Source organism: Nocardioides perillae (assembly GCF_013409425.1).
Classification (GTDB): Bacteria; Actinomycetota; Actinomycetes; order Propionibacteriales; family Nocardioidaceae; genus Nocardioides; species Nocardioides perillae.
On the sequence record NZ_JACCAC010000001.1, the window covers coordinates 858,074 to 876,496 of the forward strand.

Below are 18,423 nucleotides of genomic sequence, written 5' to 3' on the forward strand. Positions count from 1 at the left end.
AGGGCTCGGCACGGACCGGCTGGTGGGCGCCGCCCGCCTTCCGCGACCACCTGGGCTCCGCTCCGGCGTCCGCTCCTGGCGGGCGGCCCCGGTTGCCGCTCAGCCGCGGCGGACGTCGACGACGCGGCCGGCGCGCGACAGCTCGACGGTCATGGCGACCTTCGGGCGGCCGGGCGCCTCGGCGCAGTAGCGGAACTCGCGGCCGACGCGGACGAAGGGCTGGCCGACGGCGCGGAGGACCGCCCGGGTCGACATGCCGGTGCGGACGGCACGGTCGAGGGCGCGGACCGAGCGGCGCAGGCCGGGGTTGCGGCAGGAGTCGGGGCGGATGCTCTCGGCGCGCTCCCAGGTCTGCAGGTAGGCCTCGGGGCCGCGCGTCATGTCCTCGACGATGGCGTCGCCGTCCTTGCCCGCGACCTGGCGCAGGTCCTCGACCCAGTCGGGGTAGAGGCCGTAGTGCGCGACGCCGTCGACGTTGACGTCGTGCAGGCGCTGGCCGGAGCGCTGCCGGTCGAGGGTGATCCCGCCGATGCCGCGGAAGGGGTAGCGCACGGGGTTGGCGACGTCGGCGCCGCGCGGGGAGCCCTGGGCGCCGAGGCCGTTGATGTCGGCGCCGTAGGACATGCCGAAGAAGTAGCGCGGGTCGGCCCAGCCCAGGTGGCGCCGCCACTTGGCGACGAAGCCCGTCGAGTCGCCGGCGTACGGCGCGATGGCACCGCCGGCGCGGTAGATCCGGGGGTAGGCGTCGGGGGTGGACCACGAGTGGCTCGAGACCAGGCCGGGGTAGCGGCGCTCCGCCAGCTGGTCGAGGAGCATGTCGCGGGCCTTGACGCTCATGTGGTCGGGGTCGATGAGCATCTTCTTGTCGGCCATCCGGTCGACGAGGTGCTGCCCGAGCGGGGTGAGGCCGCGGGCGTTGCAGTGCTGCGGTGTGGGGTAGAGCGGCAGGGCGCCGAGGTTGAGGCCGTCCGCGAGCTCGGCGACGGCGCCGAAGAGCGCGTCCTGCTGGCCCGCGCTGATGTCGGGTGCGGCGAGCTGGGTCTTGTCGGCCGACTCGCCGTCGGCGGGGGTGCACTTGCGCATGTCCCAGAAGGTGCCGGTCTCGTTGAAGTTGGCGCCGTTGATGACCACGCCGGTCTCACCCGCGTCGCCGGTGACGCCGGAGAGCGCGTTGTCGAACTTGTTGACCAGCTCCATCTGGCGCACGCCGAGGCGGTGCACCTCGTCGAGCTGCCGGTCGATCGAGGCGACGTCGCAGGCGTTGACGTCACCACCGGGCAGCCGCTTGAAGGTGCAGCCGAAGGGCAGCGAGGTCTCGATGCCCATGACGACGGCGAGCTTGCCCTGGTTGATGACGCGGCGGGCCTGCCACGGGCTGGTGACGATGCGGTACCAGCCCTCGCCGGGCCCGCCGTACTGCGCGTCGACGTAGCGCTCGAACTCACGCATGCGCTTGGCCTGCAGCCGCACGGAGTCCATCTCGTCGCAGGAGTTGCGCTTCAGCGGGTAGGCCTGGCAGAGCTGGCCGTTCTCGACCAGCAGGTTGACGAAGAGCCGCAGGCCGCCGCGCCAGCTGCGCTCCATCCACTTCCAGTAGGTGCCCTCGTGGGTGAGCGAGTCGGGCGCCGGCCAGTCGCGGAAGGTCGGCCAGCCGACCGGGTCGTGCGACGGCTTGCCCGACAGCAGCGCCTCGAGCGCGGCGCCGTTGCCGCCGGTGAGCGTGTGGTCCTCGCAGTCGACGAGGGCGTAGGGCGCGCCGAAGCGGTCCCACGGCTTGCCGCAGTGGGCCTCGCCGCCGAGGAACTCGTAGGCCATGCCGTGGGTGTGCAGGTCCGCGTAGCCGCGCACCTCCTGGAACGACGTCGCCCCGCCGTGCGGGAGACCGCGGACGCCCACCTGCACCTCGGGGTACGCCGCGCAGCCGGTCGTCGTGCGCAGCCGCTCGGTGCGCGAGCCACCGGGTGCGCTGAGCTGGAAGAGGCCGGGGCCCAGGCGGCGCGCGGCCCACACCGCGGCGTCGGAGGGCTCCGCAGCCGTGCCGCCGAGCACCAGGAAGCGGCGGTCGCGGGTGTAGAGGAGGTAGCGGCCGAGGTCGGTGGCCTGGAAGCGGACCGGGCGACCGCCGACGGTGTAGCAGCCGCCCGCCATGGCGAAGCGGTCCTCCGGCACGGCGCGGCGACGCTCGCGCAGCGGCACGTCGACGAGCACCGGGTCGGGGGTGCGGCGACCGGCGGCGACGGCGGCCGCGGCGCGGCGGGCCTGGGCGGCGGTGGTCGGGTCGGTGGTGCCGGCGGTCTCGCCACCGCGGCTGACGAGGTTCTTGGTCGTCGGGTCGCTGTGGTCGTGCCCGTGCCCGTGCCCGTCGTCGTGCCCGTCGTGCCCGGCCTCGGCGGTGGTGTGGTCGTCGTCGACCCCGTGGCGGTGGGGACGCGACTCGGCGGTGAGGGGCGCGCCGGCCGCGCTGGCGTCGTACAGGTCGAGGGCGGAGCCCTCCCGCGCGCCGACGGCGCCCGGCAGCACCAGGGCGGCGCCGACCAGGGTGAGCGCGATCGCGCCCGACCAGGCGGCGCGGCGGCGCAGCGCTGCGGGCGCGGGGCGGGCGGGGTCGGTCCGGGGCGCGTCCACGGGTCCTCCTGGGGGCTCGACGGACCGCCGACGTGGCGGTCGTCACGGGTGCAACGACGAACCTGACAGGGAGTCACGTTCTTGTCGAGGGGGTGTCCGGGGGCGAGGGTGGGGCCGTGGATCGCACGCGCGCCTTCGACCAGGTCGACGTCTTCGCCCCCGCGCCGCTCGCGGGCAACCCGGTGGCCGTCGTGCACGACGCCGACGGCCTCGACGACCGGCGGATGCAGGCCTTCGCCCGGTGGACCAACCTGTCGGAGACCACCTTCGTGCTCCCGCCGAGCGAGGAGGGGCGCGCGGGGGGAGCGGACTACCGGCTGCGGATCTTCACCCCCGCCCAGGAGCTGCCCTTCGCGGGTCACCCGACCCTCGGCAGCGCCCACGCCTGGCTCGAGCGCGGCGGCCGGCCTGCGGTCGAGGGGCGCGTCGTGCAGGAGTGCGGGGTCGGGCTGGTGGAGCTGCGCCGCGGGCCTGCGGACGAGGGGGCCTCGCTGGCCTTCCGCGCGCCGGGGCTGCTGCGGGAGGGCCCCGTCGACGACGGCCTGCTCGCCCGGGTGGTCGCCGCGCTCGGGGTCGAGCCGGAGCGCGTGCTGCGCGCGGCCTGGATCGACAACGGTCCCGGCTGGATCGGGCTGCAGCTCGACTCCGCGGCGACGGTGCTGGCGCTGGAGCCCGACTTCGCGGCCCTCGGCGACCTCGACGTCGGGGTGCTCGGCGCCCACCCGGCGGACGGCCCCGCCGACGTCGAGGTGCGCGCCTTCTGCCCGGAGTACGCCGTGCCCGAGGACCCCGTGACCGGCTCCCTCAACGCGGGCTTCGCGGTCTGGCTGTGCGGCGAGGGCGTCCTGCCGCCGGCGTGGACCGCCCGGCAGGGCACCGCGATCGGGCGCCACGGTCGGGTGCAGGTCACCTCCGACTCCGACGGGTCGCGGTGGGTGGGCGGCCCGTGCCGCACCGTGGTCAGCGGCGTCGTCGCGCTGTAGCGGGCGGCGGCGGCGGGTTCGGCACAATTGTGCCGAGCACGACGGTTACCCGCTGGTTCCACAGTGCGGGCCAGCACAATTGTGCTGAACGGGACGGTCAGGCTGAGCGCGACGGTCAGGCCGGGCGGCCGTGCAGGCGGTGGGTGAGCGCCGAAGCCGCGCGGCGCACGTGGGAGGCGAGGGCGGCGCGGGCGTCGGGCGCGACCTCGTCGGCCGGGAAGGTGACGGCCAGGCCGGCGACGGGCAGGGCGTTGTGGTCGAGCACCGCGGCGGCGACGCTGGCCAGGCCCGGGGTGACCTCGCCCTCCTCGACGGCCCAGCCGCGCTGGCGGGTCTCGGCGAGCACGGTGCGCAGCGCGCTCGGGGTCGCCGGGCCGACGCCGTGGCGGTCGACGAAGGCCGCGCGGTCGGGGTAGAGCGCCCGCACCTGCGCCGCCGGCAGCCCGGCGAGCAGCGCGCGCCCGCTGGCGGTCAGGTGCGCGGGGAGGCGCACGCCGACGTCGGTCACGAGCGGGGGGCGACCCGGGGCGCGCTCCTCCACGACGTACAGCACGTCACGGCCGTGCGGCACCGCCAGGTGGGCGCTGTGGCCCGTGCGGTCCACCAGCTCGGCCATGAGGCGTCGTGACAACCGGGCGAGCGGCTCCTGGCGGGCGTAGCCCGAGCCGACCTCGAACGCCGCCACCCCGAGCCCGAAGCAGCGGTCCTCGGCGAGGTGGACGACGAAGCCCTCCTCGGCCATGGCCCCCAGCAGGTGGTACGCCGTGCTGCGCGGCAGCGCGCACGCGCGGGCGATCCGGTCGAGCGGCACCGGACCCGGCTGCGTGGCGAGGTAGCGCAGCACGCGCAGCGCACGCGTCGCGGCGGGGACCTGGCTCACCCGCCGCAGTCTGGCACCGGCGCGCGGGGTGGCGCTCGACCCGTCGAGAGGACACGATGTGGGCCCACACCGACCGGGGGGACCCATGTCCGCACACCTGTCCGCACACCGCCCGCCCACCGCACGCCGAGCCCGGACCGCACGACGGTCCCGGTGGTCTCGACCGGTCCTCGTCGCCGCGGCGACCGCCGCGCTCTCGCTGGCCGTGGCCTGCTCCGGCGCCGGCGTGGGTGACGCGGCGCCGTCGCCGTCCGCCTCGACGGCCGGCAGCCCCGGCGAGGCCGCGGCCCCGGACACCACGCCCGAGCAGCTCGCCGAGCTCTCGCTGCGCGCTGCCACGACCGACGCCCGCGCGACCTCGCCCGGCGACGCGGTGGTCGAGGCCGTGAAGGCGGCGCGGCGCGGCGAGCCGGTGCCGGCCGACCTGCAGCCGTCGATGCGGCGGCTCGACCGCGACCTCGGCGACCTCGGGGCGTGCGACTACTCCACCTCGACCCGGCGGCTGTGCCCGCGCGGGGACCGCGACGCGAAGCGCGTCGCGGTCGTGCTCGGCGACTCGCACGGCCGCTTCTGGATCCCCGCGCTCGACGCGATCGGCGCGCGCGACGGGTGGAGGATCTACTACCTGGTCAAGCAGCAGTGCACCGCCGCCCACGTGATGGTGGCCCAGATCGGCAGCGGCAAGCGCTTCACCGCCTGCCGCGACTTCCACCGGTGGGCCGACCGGCAGGTCGAGCGCCTCGACCCCCGCCTGGTCGTCGTGTCGACGTCGGCCCCGTCGGGCGGCGTGTGGGTGGGCGGTCGACGGGTGACCGACGCCGAGGGCGTGCGCGCGGAGATGCGCCGGGGATACCAGCGGCTGGTCGAGGCGGTGCGCCCCGACACCCGTCGCCTGGTGCTGCTGCGTGACGTGCCGCGCGTCGGCTTCGACCCGCAGCCCTGCCTCTCGGACAGCAGCAACGACCTCGGTGACTGCCTGCAGCGCCCCGGCAAGGCCTCGGAGCAGATGAACCAGGTCCCGGTCGGCGTCTTCCGCCAGCGGCGACTCCCGGTGGTCGACACCCGGAGGTGGGTGTGCTGGGACGGCCAGTGCCCGGCGGTCGTCGGCAACGTCGTGACCTACCGCGACCGCGGGCACCTCACCGCCAGCTACACCGCCACCCTCAGCGGTGCCGTGGGTCGTGCGCTGCGGATGACGGGCTGACCGTCGGGTCGCCGCCCGGCGCGCCGCCCGCGGGGCCGCGCTGGGTCGGCGGCTGCGGGCGGTAGTCGTCGGAGCGGTGGTCGACCCCGGGGTCGAGCCGGTCGGCCTCGCGCACGGTGTCCTCGACGCGGGCCTCCTCGTGCGCGACCGCGCCGCGCGCCTCGGCCGCGCGCTGCTCGGCCCGCTCGGCCTCGAGGCGCAGCCGCTCGGCCTCGGCCTCGCGCAGCCGCGCCTCCCGCTCGGTCTCCTGCAGCCGCGGCGCGTGGGCCGCGGCGCGCGAGCGGAGACCGGCGGCCTCCTGCCGACGGAGGTCGCGGCGCCGCACCAGCGCGAAGGCGACCAGGGCCGCCAGCACGAGCACGGCGGCGACGACGAGCGCGACGATCCAGGGTGTCTCCACGGGGTTCCCTCCCTCGGTGAGCGGCCGGCGGTGGCCGACCACCCCGTGCGGTGCCCCCCGGCGGGGTCGGCCACCACCCTCGTCTCGGATCCGAGACACCGGCTCGGGTCCGTGCGCAGACGGGCCACCGCCACCGGGTGTCTCGTGGAGAGGTGAGCACCCCGACCCTCCCCGCGGCCCTCGCGCCGTCCTCGGCGGGCCCCGCGGCACCCGCCGACCCGCCGCCCGTCGTCGTCGGCGCCGGGCCGCTGCGCCCCCACGAGCTCGTCGCGGTCGCGCGCCACGGCGCCTCCGTCGTGCTCGGCGACGACGCGCTGCGGGCACTCGCGCGGGGACGCGCCGTGGTCGACCGGCTCGCCGCCGCGCCCACCCCGGCGTACGGCGTGTCCACCGGCTTCGGCGCGCTCGCCACCCGCCCCATCGCCCCGGCCGACCGGGCTCGGCTGCAGGTCGGGCTGGTGCGCTCGCACGCCGCCGGGTCGGGGCCCGAGGTCGAGGTCGAGGTGACCCGCGGCCTCATGGCACTGCGGCTCTCGACGCTCGCCACCGGTCGCACCGGGGTGCGCGTCGAGACGGCCCGACTGCTCGCCGACCTGCTCACCCACCGGATCACGCCGGTCGTGCGCGAGCACGGGTCGCTGGGCTGCTCCGGCGACCTCGCCCCGCTCGCGCACTGCGCGCTGGCGCTGATCGGGGAGGGCGAGGTGCGCGACGCCGCCGGGGTGCTCCGACCCGCGGTCGAGGCGCTCGCGGCGGCCGGGCTGGCACCCGTGGTGCTCGGCCCCAAGGAGGGGCTCGCGCTCATCAACGGCACCGACGGCATGCTCGCGATGCTGCTGCTGGCGATCGAGGACCTGCGGCGGCTGCTGCGCACCGCCGACGTCGCCGCCGCGCTGTCGGTCGAGGCGCTGCTCGGGACCGACCGGGTCTTCGACGCCAGGCTGCAGGCCCTGCGGCCCCACCCGGGGCAGGCGGCGTCGGCCGCCAACCTGGTCGCCCTGCTCGCGGGCTCCGGCGTCGTGGCCTCCCACCGGGGACCCGACTGCACCCGCGTGCAGGACGCCTACTCGCTGCGCTGCTCCCCGCAGGTGCACGGCGCCGCCCGCGACACCGTCGAGCACGCCGCGGTCGTCGCCTCCCGCGAGCTGGCCGCCGCGGTCGACAACCCGGTGGTCGCGGCGTGGGACGACGAGACCGAGGGCGAGGCGGGCCGGCTCGAGTCCAACGGCAACTTCCACGGCGCGCCGATCGCCCACCAGCTCGACTTCCTCGCCGTCGTCGCCGCCGACGTCGCGGGCATCAGCGAGCGCCGCACCGACCGGGCGCTCGACCCCGCGCGCAACCACGGGTTGCCCGCCTTCCTGGCCCACGACCCCGGCGTCGACAGCGGGCTGATGATCGCGCAGTACACCCAGGCCGCTGTCGTCTCCGAGCTCAAGCGCCTGGCCTCGCCGGCCAGCGTCGACACCATCCCCTCCAGCGCGATGCAGGAGGACCACGTCTCGATGGGCTGGGGTGCGGCCCGCAAGCTGCGCCGCGCCGTCGACGGCCTCACCCGGGTCGTCGCCGTCGAGCTGGTCGTCGCCGCCCGGGCCCTCGAGCTGCGGCTCCTGACCCTGCCGGGGGTCGCCGCCGCCCCGGCGAGCGCCGCGGTCATCGCCGCCCTGCGCGACGGGGGCGTCGGCGGCCCCGGGCCCGACCGCTTCCTGTCGCCCGAGGTCGAGGCCGCGGTCGACCTCGTCCGCTCCGGCGCCGTCCTCGCCGCCGCCTCGTCCACGATCGGAGACCTCGCGTGACCACCACCCAGCGCCCGTCGACCGGCCCGGCAGCGACCGGCCCTGCAGCGACCGGTCCTGCCGCCCCTGCTGCCCCCGACCGCGTCGCCGGCCCGCGACCCGTGCGCGCCCCGCGCGGCACCACGTTGACCGCCCGCTCGTGGCAGACCGAGGCGCCCCTGCGGATGCTGATGAACAACCTCGACCCGGAGGTCGCGGAGCGGCCGGACGACCTCGTGGTCTACGGCGGCACCGGCAAGGCAGCCCGCAGCTGGGCGGCGTACGACGCCCTCGCCGCCTGCCTGCGCGACCTCGCCGACGACGAGACGCTGCTCGTGCAGTCCGGCAAGCCCGTCGGCGTGCTGCGCACCCACGCGTGGGCGCCGCGGGTGCTGATCGCCAACAGCAACCTGGTGGGCGACTGGGCGACCTGGGAGGAGTTCCGGCGGCTGGAGGACCTCGGGCTGACGATGTACGGCCAGATGACGGCCGGCTCGTGGATCTACATCGGCACCCAGGGCATCCTCCAGGGCACCTACGAGACCTTCGCGGCGGTGGCCGAGAAGCGGGTCACCGGTCGGGTGAGCGGCGCCGGCGGGTCGCTGCGCGGCACGATCACGCTCACCGCCGGGCTCGGCGGCATGGGCGGCGCGCAGCCGCTCGCGGTGACTATGAACGACGGGGTCGCGATCTGCGTCGACGTCGACCAGTCCCGCATCGCCCGCCGGATCGAGCACCGCTACCTCGACGAGCAGGCCGACGACCTCGACGACGCCGTACGCCGCGCGGTCGCTGCCCGCGACGCCGGCCGGCCGCTCTCGATCGGGCTGCTGGGCAACGCCGCCGAGGTGTTCCCGGCCCTGCTCGCCGCGGGCGCGCCGATCGACGTCGTGACCGACCAGACCTCCGCGCACGACCCGCTCGCCTACCTGCCGGTGGGCGTGCGGGTGGAGGACTGGGAGGCCGAGCGCACGGCCGACCCGGCGGGCTTCACCGAGCGCGCTCGAGCCTCGATGGCCGCCCACGTCGCTGCGATGGTGGGCTTCGCCGACGCCGGCGCGGAGGTCTTCGACTACGGCAACTCGATCCGCGACGAGGCGCGCAAGGGCGGTTGCGACCGGGCGTTCGAGATCGAGGGCTTCGTGCCGGCCTACATCCGCCCGCTCTTCTGCGAGGGCAAGGGCCCCTTCCGCTGGGCGGCGCTCTCGGGCGACCCGGCCGACATCGCGGCGACCGACGCCGCCGTGCTCGAGCTCTTCCCCGACGACGCGAAGCTGCGCCGCTGGATCACGATGGCGCAGGAGCGGGTGGCCTACCAGGGGCTGCCGGCGCGCATCTGCTGGCTCGGCCAGGGCGAGCGGGCGCGGGCGGGGCTGCGGTTCAACGAGATGGTCGCCTCGGGCGAGCTGTCCGCCCCCGTCGTCATCGGGCGCGACCACCTCGACTGCGGCTCGGTCGCCTCGCCCTACCGCGAGACCGAGGGCATGCGCGACGGCTCCGACGCGATCGCCGACTGGGCCTTGCTCAACGCCCTGGTCAACACCGCCTCGGGCGCCACCTGGGTCTCGCTGCACCACGGCGGCGGCGTCGGCATGGGGCGCTCGCTGCACGCCGGCCAGGTCGTCGTCGCCGACGGCACCGCGCTGGCGGCGGAGAAGCTCGAGCGGGTGCTCACCAACGACCCCGCCATGGGTGTGCTGCGCCACGCCGACGCCGGCTACGACCGCGCCGTCGAGGTCGCGCGCGAGCGCGGGGTGCGGGTGCCGGGTCTCGACGCCTGACGCCCGCGTCGAGGGGTCGCGCTGGGCTGGCGTCGAGGGGTCGCGCGTTGGGCTGGCGTCGAGGGTCGCGCGCTGGGCTGGCGTCGAGGGGCCGCGCGCCGCGCGTGCGTCGAGGGGTCACGCGCTGGCAGAGGTCGGTGGTCGAGCAGCGAGCGCCAGCGAGCGTGTCGAGACCCGGCGAGCGGCCCGCCGAACGTCGACCATGGGTTGTCGCGGAGGCCCGCCAAGGCCGTCTCGAGACCTGCGATTCGCGACCCGCGTGCGCCACTTCCCGTCCACAGGCGACCGTCGTGGATCCGTTGTCCACAGCGCGATCCGGGCAGTTCTCGAGGCGCGCGTGACTGTCGGTGGCGAGTGCTTGGGTAGGCGGTATGGCAGACCACCGCGACCACCAGCCGCAGCACCCGCTGCTGGTCGCGCTCGCCTGCCTCGACACCGACCTCGACCACGCGTCGGGTACGCCGGCCTGGTCACTCACCGCGCCCGAAGCCGAGGCGGCGCTGGTCGAGCTCGCCAAGTGTCGTGCCCGCCTCGCCGCGCTCGAGCTCACCACCGTTGCTGCTGCTGACCGTGCGGGTGTCGGTGACGCCACGGGTGCGACGTCTACGGGGGCGCACTGGGCCAGGTTGGTCCACCAGACACGCGCGAAGTCGGTCGGCACCGTCCGCCACGCTGCGGCACTCGAGGCACGCCACGGCACCATGCTCGCGGCGATGAGCGCCGGGGTGGTGCTGCCCGAGCAAGCCGAGGTCATCACCCGCGCGGTCGACGCCCTGCCGGCCGATCGGGTCGGGGCCGCAGTGGTCGACGCCGCCCGCGCCCACCTCCTCGACCTCGCCGCCATGTTCGACGCGGTCGAGCTGAAACGCCTCGGGGACCGCATCCTCGACGTCGTCGCCCCCGACATCGCCGACGACGTCGAACGCGACCGCCTCGAACGCGAAGAAGCAGCAGCAGCCGCGGCAGCCAGCTTCACCATGACCCGCGACGGCCACGGCAAGGCGCATGGCCGGTTCACGATCCCCGCCGCGGAAGCCGACATGCTCGCCACCGCCCTCGACGCGCTCACTGCACCCCGTCACCACCACGCCACCCACGGCACCGACCCGGTGCCGGTCGATCAGCACGGCGACCGCGTCCCCCGACCGCTGCGACGCGGGCACGCGTTCTGCGAGTACGTCCGCACCCGCCACCGCCCCGCCGCCGACGCCGCTGCCACCACCACCACCGCGACCCAGGCCGGTGGGGTCGACGCCACCGTCACCGTCACCCTCGACCTGGCGCAGCTCACCGGCACCGGCCCCGGTGCCGACGCACCGGTCACGTTGTCGACCGGCACCCGCATCACCGCCGCGAAAGCCCGCCTGTGGGCGTGCGGCGCCGGGATCGTGCCCGTCGTGCTCGGCGGAGCCTCGCAGCCCCTCGACGTCGGACGGACCCGGCGGTACTTCACCAAGACCCAACGCCTCGCCCTCGCCCGGCTCCAGGGCGGCTGCACCGCCGACGGCTGCGACTGGCCACCGGGAATGTGCCACGCCCACCACCGCACCCCCTGGCACACCGGCGGACGCACCGACCTCGACCAGGGCTACCTGCTCTGCCCCAGACACCACGCCCGAGCACACGACCCCGCCTACGAGACCACCTACCACCGCCACCGGATCACCTTCGCCCGCATCCGGCCCATGCGGACCTGACACCGCGCGACGCAGCCAGACCCACCCACGCTAGCCCCGGCGGCGTACCTGTGACACCGCGGCCGCCCCTTGCAGCACCCGCGGCCTCGAGACAAGCCCGACGGCACCTCTCGACTACCGGAGCACTGCCGGCCAGCGAGCGACCCCTCGACCCGTGCCCAGCGCAGCGCGTGACTACTCGGCGCGTGCCCAGCGCGCGATCCCTCGGCGCGTGACCCACGCCCGAGACCGGCCAGACTCAGACGAGCCCGAGGGCGCGCGCGGCTGTGTCGGCCTGCGCTGGGCCGGCCGCCAGACGGAGCAGCAGCAGGCCGTCGAGGAGGGCGAGGGCCGCGAGTGCTTCGGAGCGCCGTCGCTCCGGGTCGCCGGCGACGTGCGCCTCGAGCTGCTCGACCCAGGAGTCGACCACGGCGGGCGCGAGGGCGGTGTAGGGCGCGGTGCCGCCGGCGGCGAGACCCATCGCCTCGACGTACGTCGTGAGCAGGGCCGCCGACCCCGGCTCGCGCACCACCAGCCAGGCTCGAGCCGCCAACGCGCGGTGGTCGGCAGCGGGCGGACCCTTCAGGACGGGCTCGAGACCGGCGAGGAGGCGCCGACCGATCTCGCTCACCACGGCCCCGACGAGCGTGTCGCGCGTGGGGAAGTAGTAGACGACCACACGGTCGCTGGTGCCCGCGCGCCTCGCGACCCGGCCGAAGCTGAGGCGGTGCAGACCCTCGTCGTGCACGACGGCCAGCGCGGCGTCGAGGAGCGACGCCGCCGAGTGCTTGTGGCCCACCACTGGATCGTAGGGCCGGGCGGCATTACCGTGATGTAGTGACCACTACAAACCGGGGCCGTCCCGAGGGAGGAGCACCCGTCGCAGCGCCGACCCCTGGGGTGGGGGTGCCCTCCGTGACGCGCGATCGCGCGCTGGTCGCGCTCGAGTCGGTGCTGGTCCTGGTGGTGGCGTACGCCACCACGATGGTGGTCGCCGGCGACGTCGTCGACCGTCTCTTCACGGCGCTCGGCTTCGGTGCGGAGGGTGCGGGCGTGCCGCAGGGCGCACCGCTGGACCACGTCCGGTTGGTGCGCGGCGTGCTGGGGGCCGTGCTCGTGGGGTGGGCCCTGCTGCTGCTCGCCGTCGTGCGGCTGGGTCTGCGCGCAGGTGATCCGCGGTGGTGGTGGGCGGTCACCGCGAGCGTGGGGGCGTGGGCACTGCTCGACACCGCGGCGTCCCTGGCGCTCGGCAGCTGGCAGCACGCGGCCTTCAACGTGCCCTTCGTCCTCGCCCTGGGCCTCCCGCTCGCGATCCTGTGGCCCGGTCGGGTCGGCACCGCCACGACGCGGCCGAGCGCGCCCTGACGGTGCCGACCCGTGCCCGGTCGCCACACTGGGGGCGTGGACCCCGACGACCTCGCCGACCCGGAGGTGCGCGACGTCGACTGGGCTGCGCTCTTCACCCGCCTGCCGGAGGGGTGGAGCGAGGTCGAGCACGACGGCGTGCGCTGGGGCGCGTCGCGCACGGTGCAGGTCGGTGGCCGCTCGCAGAAGGTCTGGGCCGAGGAGCTCGGTGGCGGGCGCCACGTCAGTGCCAACCTGTACGCCGTCGGGTCCGGCGCCACGGCCCGGGTCGAGGTGCGACCGTGCGAGATGCCGGCGGCCGTGGTGCGCGACTTCCTCGCCGGGCTCGAGGTGGTGCTGCCCCGGGCGGCGGCTCGAGGGTCTGGTCCAGACCGCCCCCGGCCCCTAGGGTGAGCGCGACCCCGGGGAGGGGCACGCAGGTCGCGTGCCAGGGGTCCCTGGGGAGTGGGGAACCCATCGTGCTGAACCGTGCCCGCGCCTGCCTCGGCGCTGCCGCCGCCGTCGTCTTGACCGCCGCCGCGAGCGGCGCCGCCGTCGCCGACGCGCCGACCGCGACCATCGACGTGCCCGACGACTTCGTCGCGGCCCTGTCCGACACCCGTGCCACCGGCCACTACGAGCTCACCGAGGACGGTGGTCTCCGGGTGTGGACCGAGGGCACCACCTCCACCGACAAGGTCGCCGAGTACGTCGCGACGCAGACGCCGCTGTCGGCCGCCGGTGAGCCCGCGCTCGACTACGCGCCGACGAGCGGCTCGACCCCGCCGGGCTTCCAGCTCGTCGTCGACTTCGACGGCGACGGCTCTCCCGACGGCATCCTCGTCGGCGAGCCGACCTTCTACGGCTCCGACTGGTGGCTCGGCAACGCGGCGGCCGCATTCGTCAAGTCGGGTGCTCCGGTCACCGGTGGCGGGTCGGGAAGCACGTGGCACGGCACGCTCGACCAGTGGCGCGCGGCGTTCCCGGACGCCGACGTGCTCGCCTTCGGCTTCTCCCTCGGGTCGGGGGTGAAGGGCGACGGGGTCATCCAGTCGATCACCTTCGCGGGCACGACCTACGCCTTCGGGGTCGTCGTCGGCTCGGCAGCGGAGTGCAAGGGCGGGGGCTGGGCGACCAGCACCGCGCCGACCTTCCGCAACCAGGGCGACTGCGTGAGCGCCTTCGCCCGCAGCCGCTGACCACTGCTCCACCGCACGGCCCCCGGCACCCGACGCCGGGGGCCGTGCGCCTCGCCCGGCCGCCGCTGGGGTCGTGGGGGTCGTGCCCCGGGCGCCGGCGTCACGACTGGCGGTCGAGGTACGCCGTGAGGGGGCCGGACAGCTCGACGGGTCGCTCGCCCCAGTCGTAGACGACGGTGGTGCCGGCGACGAGGTCGTGCAGCGTGCCGTGCTCGCGGTGGAAGAGCGCGAGCAGGAAGCCCAGGCCGAGGACCGCGCTGAGCGGGAAGGCGAGCGTGCGCAGGAAGGCGCGGCGCACGCTGATGGTGCGCCCGTCGCGCGTGACGACGCGGTTGCCGACGAGCGCCTTGCCGACGGTGCGGCCGGCCACGGCGAGCCCGCCGAAGGTGTAGACGAAGGCCCAGGCGACCAGCGCGGCGACGGCCAGCGGCGAGAAGCCCGCGCGGTCGGCCTGCAGCCCCAGGAAGACCCGCGCGAGGAAGTCGATGCCGGCCACGCCGACGGTGAACGAGCTGACGACGATCGCGGCGTCGGCGGCGATCGAGGCCAGCCTCGTCACCGGCCCGGCGTAGTGACCCGTCACCGACCGTCGGCGCCCCGGCTGCACGTCGCCCCGCCGCTCTCCGGCCTGCACCAGGCGCGCCGGCCCCGCCGGCTCGGTCGAGAAGTCGCGTCGCAGCAGCCGGTCGGTGACCTGGTCGATGAGCACGTCGAGCGAGACCAGCTGTCGGCGGGCGAGGTCGAGGGTGCGCAGCCCCAGTGCGTTGGTGCTCTCGGCGACGATCTCCGGCACCCCCGAGCGGCGCACGAGCGCCTCGAGGTCGACGCCGGCGAGCAGCGCGTCGACGTCGACGCGGGCGAGCAGCCGGTTGGGGTCGACCCGGTCGAGGAACCGGTCGACGTCCACCCGGTCGAGGAGGCGGTCGGGGTCGACCTGGTCGAGCAGCCGGTCGGCGTCGACGTGGTCGAGGAGGCGGTCGACGTCCACCCGGTCGAGGAGCCTGTTGGGGTCGACCCGGTCCAGCAGCCGGTTGGGGTCGATCCGGTCGAGCAGCCGGTCGGGGTCGATGCGCTCGAGCAGCGCCTCAGGGTCGATCCGCTCCACCAGTGCCTCGACGTCGACCTCGGCGAGCACGACGTCGGGGTCGACCGCGGCGACGACGCGACCCGTCACCTCGCCGGTGACGCGCCGGATGATCCCGCGCGCGGAGGGCCGGTCGGTGCTCACGGCGCGACGGTACCGACCCGGTCCGCCCCGCGCTGCCCGTCCGGGCGGGACGGTGCCCGGGCCCCGAGCCCTCGCAGCCCCCCGGATCGCCCGGTGGGGCCGCGCGGGCGCCACGGCGGGAGGGTGGAGCCGCCCCGCGAGCGGACGGCAGGATGGGGCCATGCGCGCGATCGTCCACACCAGCACCGGCGGCCCCGACGTCCTCGAGCTCACCGACCGGCCGGAGCCGCAGCCCGGTGCCGGCGAGGTCGCGGTGCGCGTGCGCGTCGCCGGCGTGAACCCGACCGACTGGAAGACCCGTGCCGGCATCACCCCGCCCCCCAGCGGCGCCGAGGAGCACGTGCCCGGCCAGGACGGCGCCGGCGACGTGGTCGCCGTCGGCGAGGGCGTCGACCCCGCCCGGGTCGGCGAGCGCGTCTGGCTCTGGCTCACCGCCCGCGTCGGCGCGGTCGGCGGCACCGCGCAGGAGGTCGTGGTCGTGCCGGCGGCGCACGCGGTCGCGCTCGCGGAGGGTGCGTCGTACGACGTGGGGGCGGCGCTGGGCGTGCCGGCCCTGACCGCCCACCGCTGCCTGACCGCCGCCGAGGACGGGCCGAGCCGTCTCGCGCCCGGCGCGCTGGAGGGCCGCACCGTGCTCGTCGCGGGCGGCGCGGGCGCGGTCGGCCACGCGGCGATCGAGCTCGCCCGCTGGGCCGGCGCGACCGTCGTGACGACGGTGAGCTCGGAGGACAAGGCCGCGCTGGCGCGGGCGGCCGGCGCCCACCACGTCGTCGACTACACCGCGGGCACGGTCGACGACACGGCGGCCGCGATCCGCGAGGTGGCCCCCGACGGCGTGCACGTGGTCGTCGAGGTGTCGCCGGCCGTCAACGCCCCGCTCGACGTCGAGGTGTGCGCCAACGGCGCCACGGTGGCCTACTACGCCACCAACGGCGGCGAGGACGCCACCATCCCCGTGCGCGGCTCGATGTCCAAGAACATCCGCTGGCAGGGCGTCCTGCTCTACACGATCCCCGACCGGGCGAAGGCCGACGCCGTCGCCGCCGTCGGCGCGGCGGTGGCCGACGGCGCCCTCCGCGTCGGCGAGGAGGCGGGACTCCCACTCCACCGCTTCGGGCTCGAGCAGACCGCCGACGCCCACCGCGCCGTCGAGGACGGCGCCGTCGGCAAGGTCGTCATCGACGTCTGAGGGCGCGCCGCGCTGGCGGCCGGGCGGACGACGGGAGCTGGGCGGGGTGGGGGTCCGGGGCGGCCGTAGAAGGAGGCGCGGCGCCGCTGACGTGGCCGGGCACGGCAGGGCGCGCCCGGCGACGCGGCGACCCAGGCCGACCCGGGCGCGCACCCCGACCGGCGACACCCGGGCGGTCAGCCCGAGCCGTCAGCCCAGCGCGCGGACCGCCTCGTCGATGGCGAGCGTGCGGCGGGCGGACTCGACGTGGAGCGCCTCCACCATCTTGCCGTTGTAGGTGGCGACGCCGGAGCCGGCCTCCTCGAAGGCCACGATCAGGCCGCGGGCGTCCTCGACGGCCTGCTCGCTGGGGGCGAAGGCGGTGTTGGCGCCCTCGACCTGGCCGGGGTGGATCAGCGTCTTGCCGTCGAAGCCCATCTGGCGGCCCTGGGTGCACTCGGCCAGGAAGCCCTCGGTGTCCTTGACGTCGTTGTAGACGCCGTCGACGATCGCGACGCCGGCGGCGCGGGCGGCGAGCAGTGCGGTGTGGAGGCTCGGCAGGATCGGGGCGCGGCCGGGGACGTGCTCGGCGTACAGCTCCTTGACGAGGTCGTTGGTGCCCATGACGAGGCAGGAGAGGCGCTCGGAGGCCCGGGCGATGGCGAGGGCGTCGAGGATGGCGGTCGGCGTCTCGACCATCGCCCAGAGGGTGGTGCGGTCGGGCGCGCCCGCGGCCTCGAGGGCGGCGACGAGCTGCTGCACCTCGGCGGCGCTGCCGACCTTCGGGACCACGACGGCGTCGGGGCCGGCCTGCGCTGCGGCGCGCAGGTCGTCGTCGTGCCACTCGGTGCCGGTGCCGTTGACGCGGATGGTGACGGTGCGGCGGCCGTAGTCGCCCGAGGCGGCCGCGGCGCAGGCGGCCTCCCGGGCGGCGGGCTTGGCGTCGGGGGCGACGGCGTCCTCGAGGTCGAGGATGAGCGCGTCGCAGGCGATGGACTTGGCCTTCTCGAGGGCGCGCTCGTTGGAGCTCGGCATGTAGAGGACCGAGCGGAGCGGCGTGTAGTCGCTCATGCCGTCACCTCGCCGTCGGCGCCGACCGCGTCGTACGCCGCCTTGAGCTCGGGGTCGATCTCGGCGAGCTGCTCGGCCAGGCGCACCATCACCAGGCACTGCTTGAGGGAGGCGTCGTCCTCCATCTTGCCGTCGAGCATGACCGCGCCGGTGCCGTCGCCCATGGCCGCGACGACGCGGCGGGCGTGGGCGACGTCCTCGACCGAGGGCGAGAAGACGCGGTTGGCGATCGCGATCTGCTTCGGGTGGAGGCTCCAGGTGCCGACGCAGCCGAGGAGGAAGGCGTTGCGGAACTGGTCCTCGCAGGCGACCGTGTCGGCGATGTCGCCGAAGGGGCCGTAGTAGGGGTAGATGCCGTGCATGGCACAGGCGTCGACCATCCGCGCGATCGTGTAGTGCCAGAGGTCCTGCTGGTAGGTCGTGCGCTGGGCCTCGACGTCGGCGACGCCGAGCTCGTTGCGCGGCGGGTCCTGCCGCACGAGGTAGCCGGGGTGGCCGCCGCCGACGCGGGTGGTCTTCATGCGGCGGTCGGCCGCAAGGTCGGCCGGGCCCAGCGAGAGGCCCTGCATGCGCGGGGAGGCGCCGCAGATCTCCTCGATGTTGGCCACGCCGCGGGCGGTCTCGAGGATCGCGTGCACCAGGATCGGGCGCTCCAGGCCGGCCTTGGCCTCCAGCTGGGCGAGCAGCCGGTCGACGTAGTGGATGTCCTCGGCGCCCTGCACCTTGGGCACCATGACGACGTCGAGCTTGTCCCCGACCTCGGTGACGAGGGTGGTGAGGTCGTCGAGCACCCACGGGCTGTCGAGGGCGTTGATGCGGGTCCAGAGCTGGGTGGGGCCGAAGTCGGTGCTCTTCGCGATGTCCACCAGGCCCTGGCGCGCGGCGAGCTTGTTGTCGGCCTTGACGGCGTCCTCGAGGTTGCCCAGCAGCACGTCGACGGTGCCGACCATCTGGGGAACCTTCGCGGCCATCTTCGCGTTGCTGGGGTCGAAGAAGTGGATTGCCCGCGACGGGCGGGCGGGGATGTCGCGGAGGGGCGCGGGGGCGCCCACGGCGAGGGGCGCGAAGAAGTCCTTGGCTGGGCGCATG

The 18,423-nt window shown here is 75.8% G+C and carries 16 protein-coding genes; 9 read left to right on the plus strand and 7 right to left on the minus strand.

Annotated features, from left to right (window positions below; genetic code table 11):
* Positions 1–99 precede the first annotated feature (99 nt).
* Entirely contained in the window at positions 100–2,625 is a 2,526-nt protein-coding gene (locus BJ989_RS04000; protein WP_179517094.1) for an amidohydrolase family protein, read from the minus strand.
* Between the two features lie 116 nt (positions 2,626–2,741).
* Between BJ989_RS04000 and BJ989_RS04005 the strand changes: the two genes are divergently transcribed.
* Positions 2,742–3,608 (plus strand): PhzF family phenazine biosynthesis isomerase, encoded by an 867-nt coding sequence (locus tag BJ989_RS04005; protein WP_179517095.1) that lies wholly within the window; start codon positions 2,742–2,744, stop codon positions 3,606–3,608.
* A gap of 115 nt (positions 3,609–3,723) precedes the next feature.
* On the opposite strand, the gene BJ989_RS04010 is transcribed toward BJ989_RS04005, so the two are convergent.
* Complete coding sequence (locus tag BJ989_RS04010; RefSeq protein WP_343049077.1) at positions 3,724–4,488, minus strand: IclR family transcriptional regulator; 765 nt, start codon at positions 4,486–4,488, stop codon at positions 3,724–3,726.
* Positions 4,489–4,714: 226 nt separating this feature from the next.
* Between BJ989_RS04010 and BJ989_RS04015 the strand changes: the two genes are divergently transcribed.
* Positions 4,715–5,692, plus strand: coding sequence for an SGNH hydrolase domain-containing protein (locus BJ989_RS04015; protein ID WP_179517097.1), 978 nt, complete (start codon positions 4,715–4,717; stop codon positions 5,690–5,692).
* Here BJ989_RS04015 and BJ989_RS04020 read toward each other — a convergent pair.
* A complete protein-coding gene (locus BJ989_RS04020) occupies positions 5,652–6,092 on the minus strand; it encodes a hypothetical protein (RefSeq protein ID WP_179517098.1) in 441 nt (146 codons plus the stop codon). The two genes, BJ989_RS04015 and BJ989_RS04020, sit on opposite strands and share 41 nt — an antisense overlap.
* 152 nt (positions 6,093–6,244) lie before the next feature.
* Here BJ989_RS04020 and hutH point away from each other — a divergent pair, with 152 nt between their 5' ends.
* The 3 genes from hutH to BJ989_RS04035 all read left to right on the plus strand — a co-directional run bounded on the left by hutH (position 6,245) and on the right by BJ989_RS04035 (position 11,345).
* The gene (gene hutH, locus BJ989_RS04025) at positions 6,245–7,888 is read left to right on the plus strand and encodes a histidine ammonia-lyase (RefSeq protein WP_179517099.1); all 1,644 of its coding nucleotides are present in this window, start codon (positions 6,245–6,247) and stop codon (positions 7,886–7,888) included.
* A gap of 101 nt (positions 7,889–7,989) precedes the next feature.
* Complete coding sequence (gene hutU, locus BJ989_RS04030; protein ID WP_179519360.1) at positions 7,990–9,648, plus strand: urocanate hydratase; 1,659 nt, start codon at positions 7,990–7,992, stop codon at positions 9,646–9,648.
* Between the two features lie 371 nt (positions 9,649–10,019).
* Positions 10,020–11,345 (plus strand): HNH endonuclease signature motif containing protein, encoded by a 1,326-nt coding sequence (locus BJ989_RS04035; protein ID WP_179517100.1) that lies wholly within the window; start codon positions 10,020–10,022, stop codon positions 11,343–11,345.
* 238 nt (positions 11,346–11,583) lie between these two features.
* On the opposite strand, the gene BJ989_RS04040 is transcribed toward BJ989_RS04035, so the two are convergent.
* A complete protein-coding gene (locus tag BJ989_RS04040; protein ID WP_179517101.1) occupies positions 11,584–12,123 on the minus strand; it encodes a TetR family transcriptional regulator in 540 nt (179 codons plus the stop codon).
* A gap of 116 nt (positions 12,124–12,239) precedes the next feature.
* On the opposite strand from BJ989_RS04040, the gene BJ989_RS04045 reads away from it, so the two are divergent.
* From BJ989_RS04045 to BJ989_RS04055, 3 genes are all read left to right on the plus strand, one after another.
* A complete protein-coding gene (locus BJ989_RS04045) occupies positions 12,240–12,689 on the plus strand; it encodes a hypothetical protein (protein ID WP_179517102.1) in 450 nt (149 codons plus the stop codon).
* 36 nt (positions 12,690–12,725) lie between these two features.
* A complete protein-coding gene (locus BJ989_RS04050; protein ID WP_179517103.1) occupies positions 12,726–13,082 on the plus strand; it encodes a hypothetical protein in 357 nt (118 codons plus the stop codon).
* A 65-nt stretch (positions 13,083–13,147) separates the two neighbouring features.
* On the plus strand, positions 13,148–13,867 hold the full coding sequence (locus tag BJ989_RS04055) for a hypothetical protein (RefSeq protein WP_179517104.1): 720 nt from the start codon (positions 13,148–13,150) through the stop codon (positions 13,865–13,867).
* Between the two features lie 100 nt (positions 13,868–13,967).
* On the opposite strand, the gene BJ989_RS04060 is transcribed toward BJ989_RS04055, so the two are convergent.
* Positions 13,968–15,095 carry an RDD family protein gene (locus BJ989_RS04060; RefSeq protein WP_179517105.1) on the minus strand — a complete coding sequence of 376 codons (1,128 nt, stop codon included), beginning with the start codon at positions 15,093–15,095 and terminating at the stop codon, positions 13,968–13,970.
* Positions 15,096–15,255: 160 nt separating this feature from the next.
* Between BJ989_RS04060 and BJ989_RS04065 the strand changes: the two genes are divergently transcribed.
* A complete protein-coding gene (locus tag BJ989_RS04065) occupies positions 15,256–16,284 on the plus strand; it encodes an NADPH:quinone reductase (protein ID WP_179517106.1) in 1,029 nt (342 codons plus the stop codon).
* A gap of 189 nt (positions 16,285–16,473) precedes the next feature.
* On the opposite strand, the gene BJ989_RS04070 is transcribed toward BJ989_RS04065, so the two are convergent.
* Together BJ989_RS04070 and BJ989_RS04075 are read right to left on the minus strand one after the other, a co-directional pair.
* A complete protein-coding gene (locus BJ989_RS04070) occupies positions 16,474–17,334 on the minus strand; it encodes an HpcH/HpaI aldolase/citrate lyase family protein (RefSeq protein WP_179517107.1) in 861 nt (286 codons plus the stop codon).
* The gene (locus BJ989_RS04075; protein ID WP_179517108.1) at positions 17,331–18,422 is read right to left on the minus strand and encodes an HpcH/HpaI aldolase/citrate lyase family protein; all 1,092 of its coding nucleotides are present in this window, start codon (positions 18,420–18,422) and stop codon (positions 17,331–17,333) included. The genes BJ989_RS04070 and BJ989_RS04075 overlap by 4 nt, the downstream gene beginning before the upstream one ends.
* Position 18,423 lies beyond the last annotated feature (1 nt).

Bases quoted from the DNA above. Each gene is read 5' to 3' on its own strand.
- BJ989_RS04035 (WP_179517100.1), top strand. From the start codon at position 10,020: ATGGCAGACCACCGCGACCACCAGCCGCAGCACCCGCTGCTGGTCGCG.
- BJ989_RS04065 (WP_179517106.1), top strand. From the start codon at position 15,256: ATGCGCGCGATCGTCCACACCAGCACCGGCGGCCCCGACGTCCTCGAG.
- BJ989_RS04070 (WP_179517107.1), bottom strand. From the start codon at position 17,334: ATGAGCGACTACACGCCGCTCCGCTCGGTCCTCTACATGCCGAGCTCC.
- BJ989_RS04075 (WP_179517108.1), bottom strand. From the start codon at position 18,422: ATGCGCCCAGCCAAGGACTTCTTCGCGCCCCTCGCCGTGGGCGCCCCC.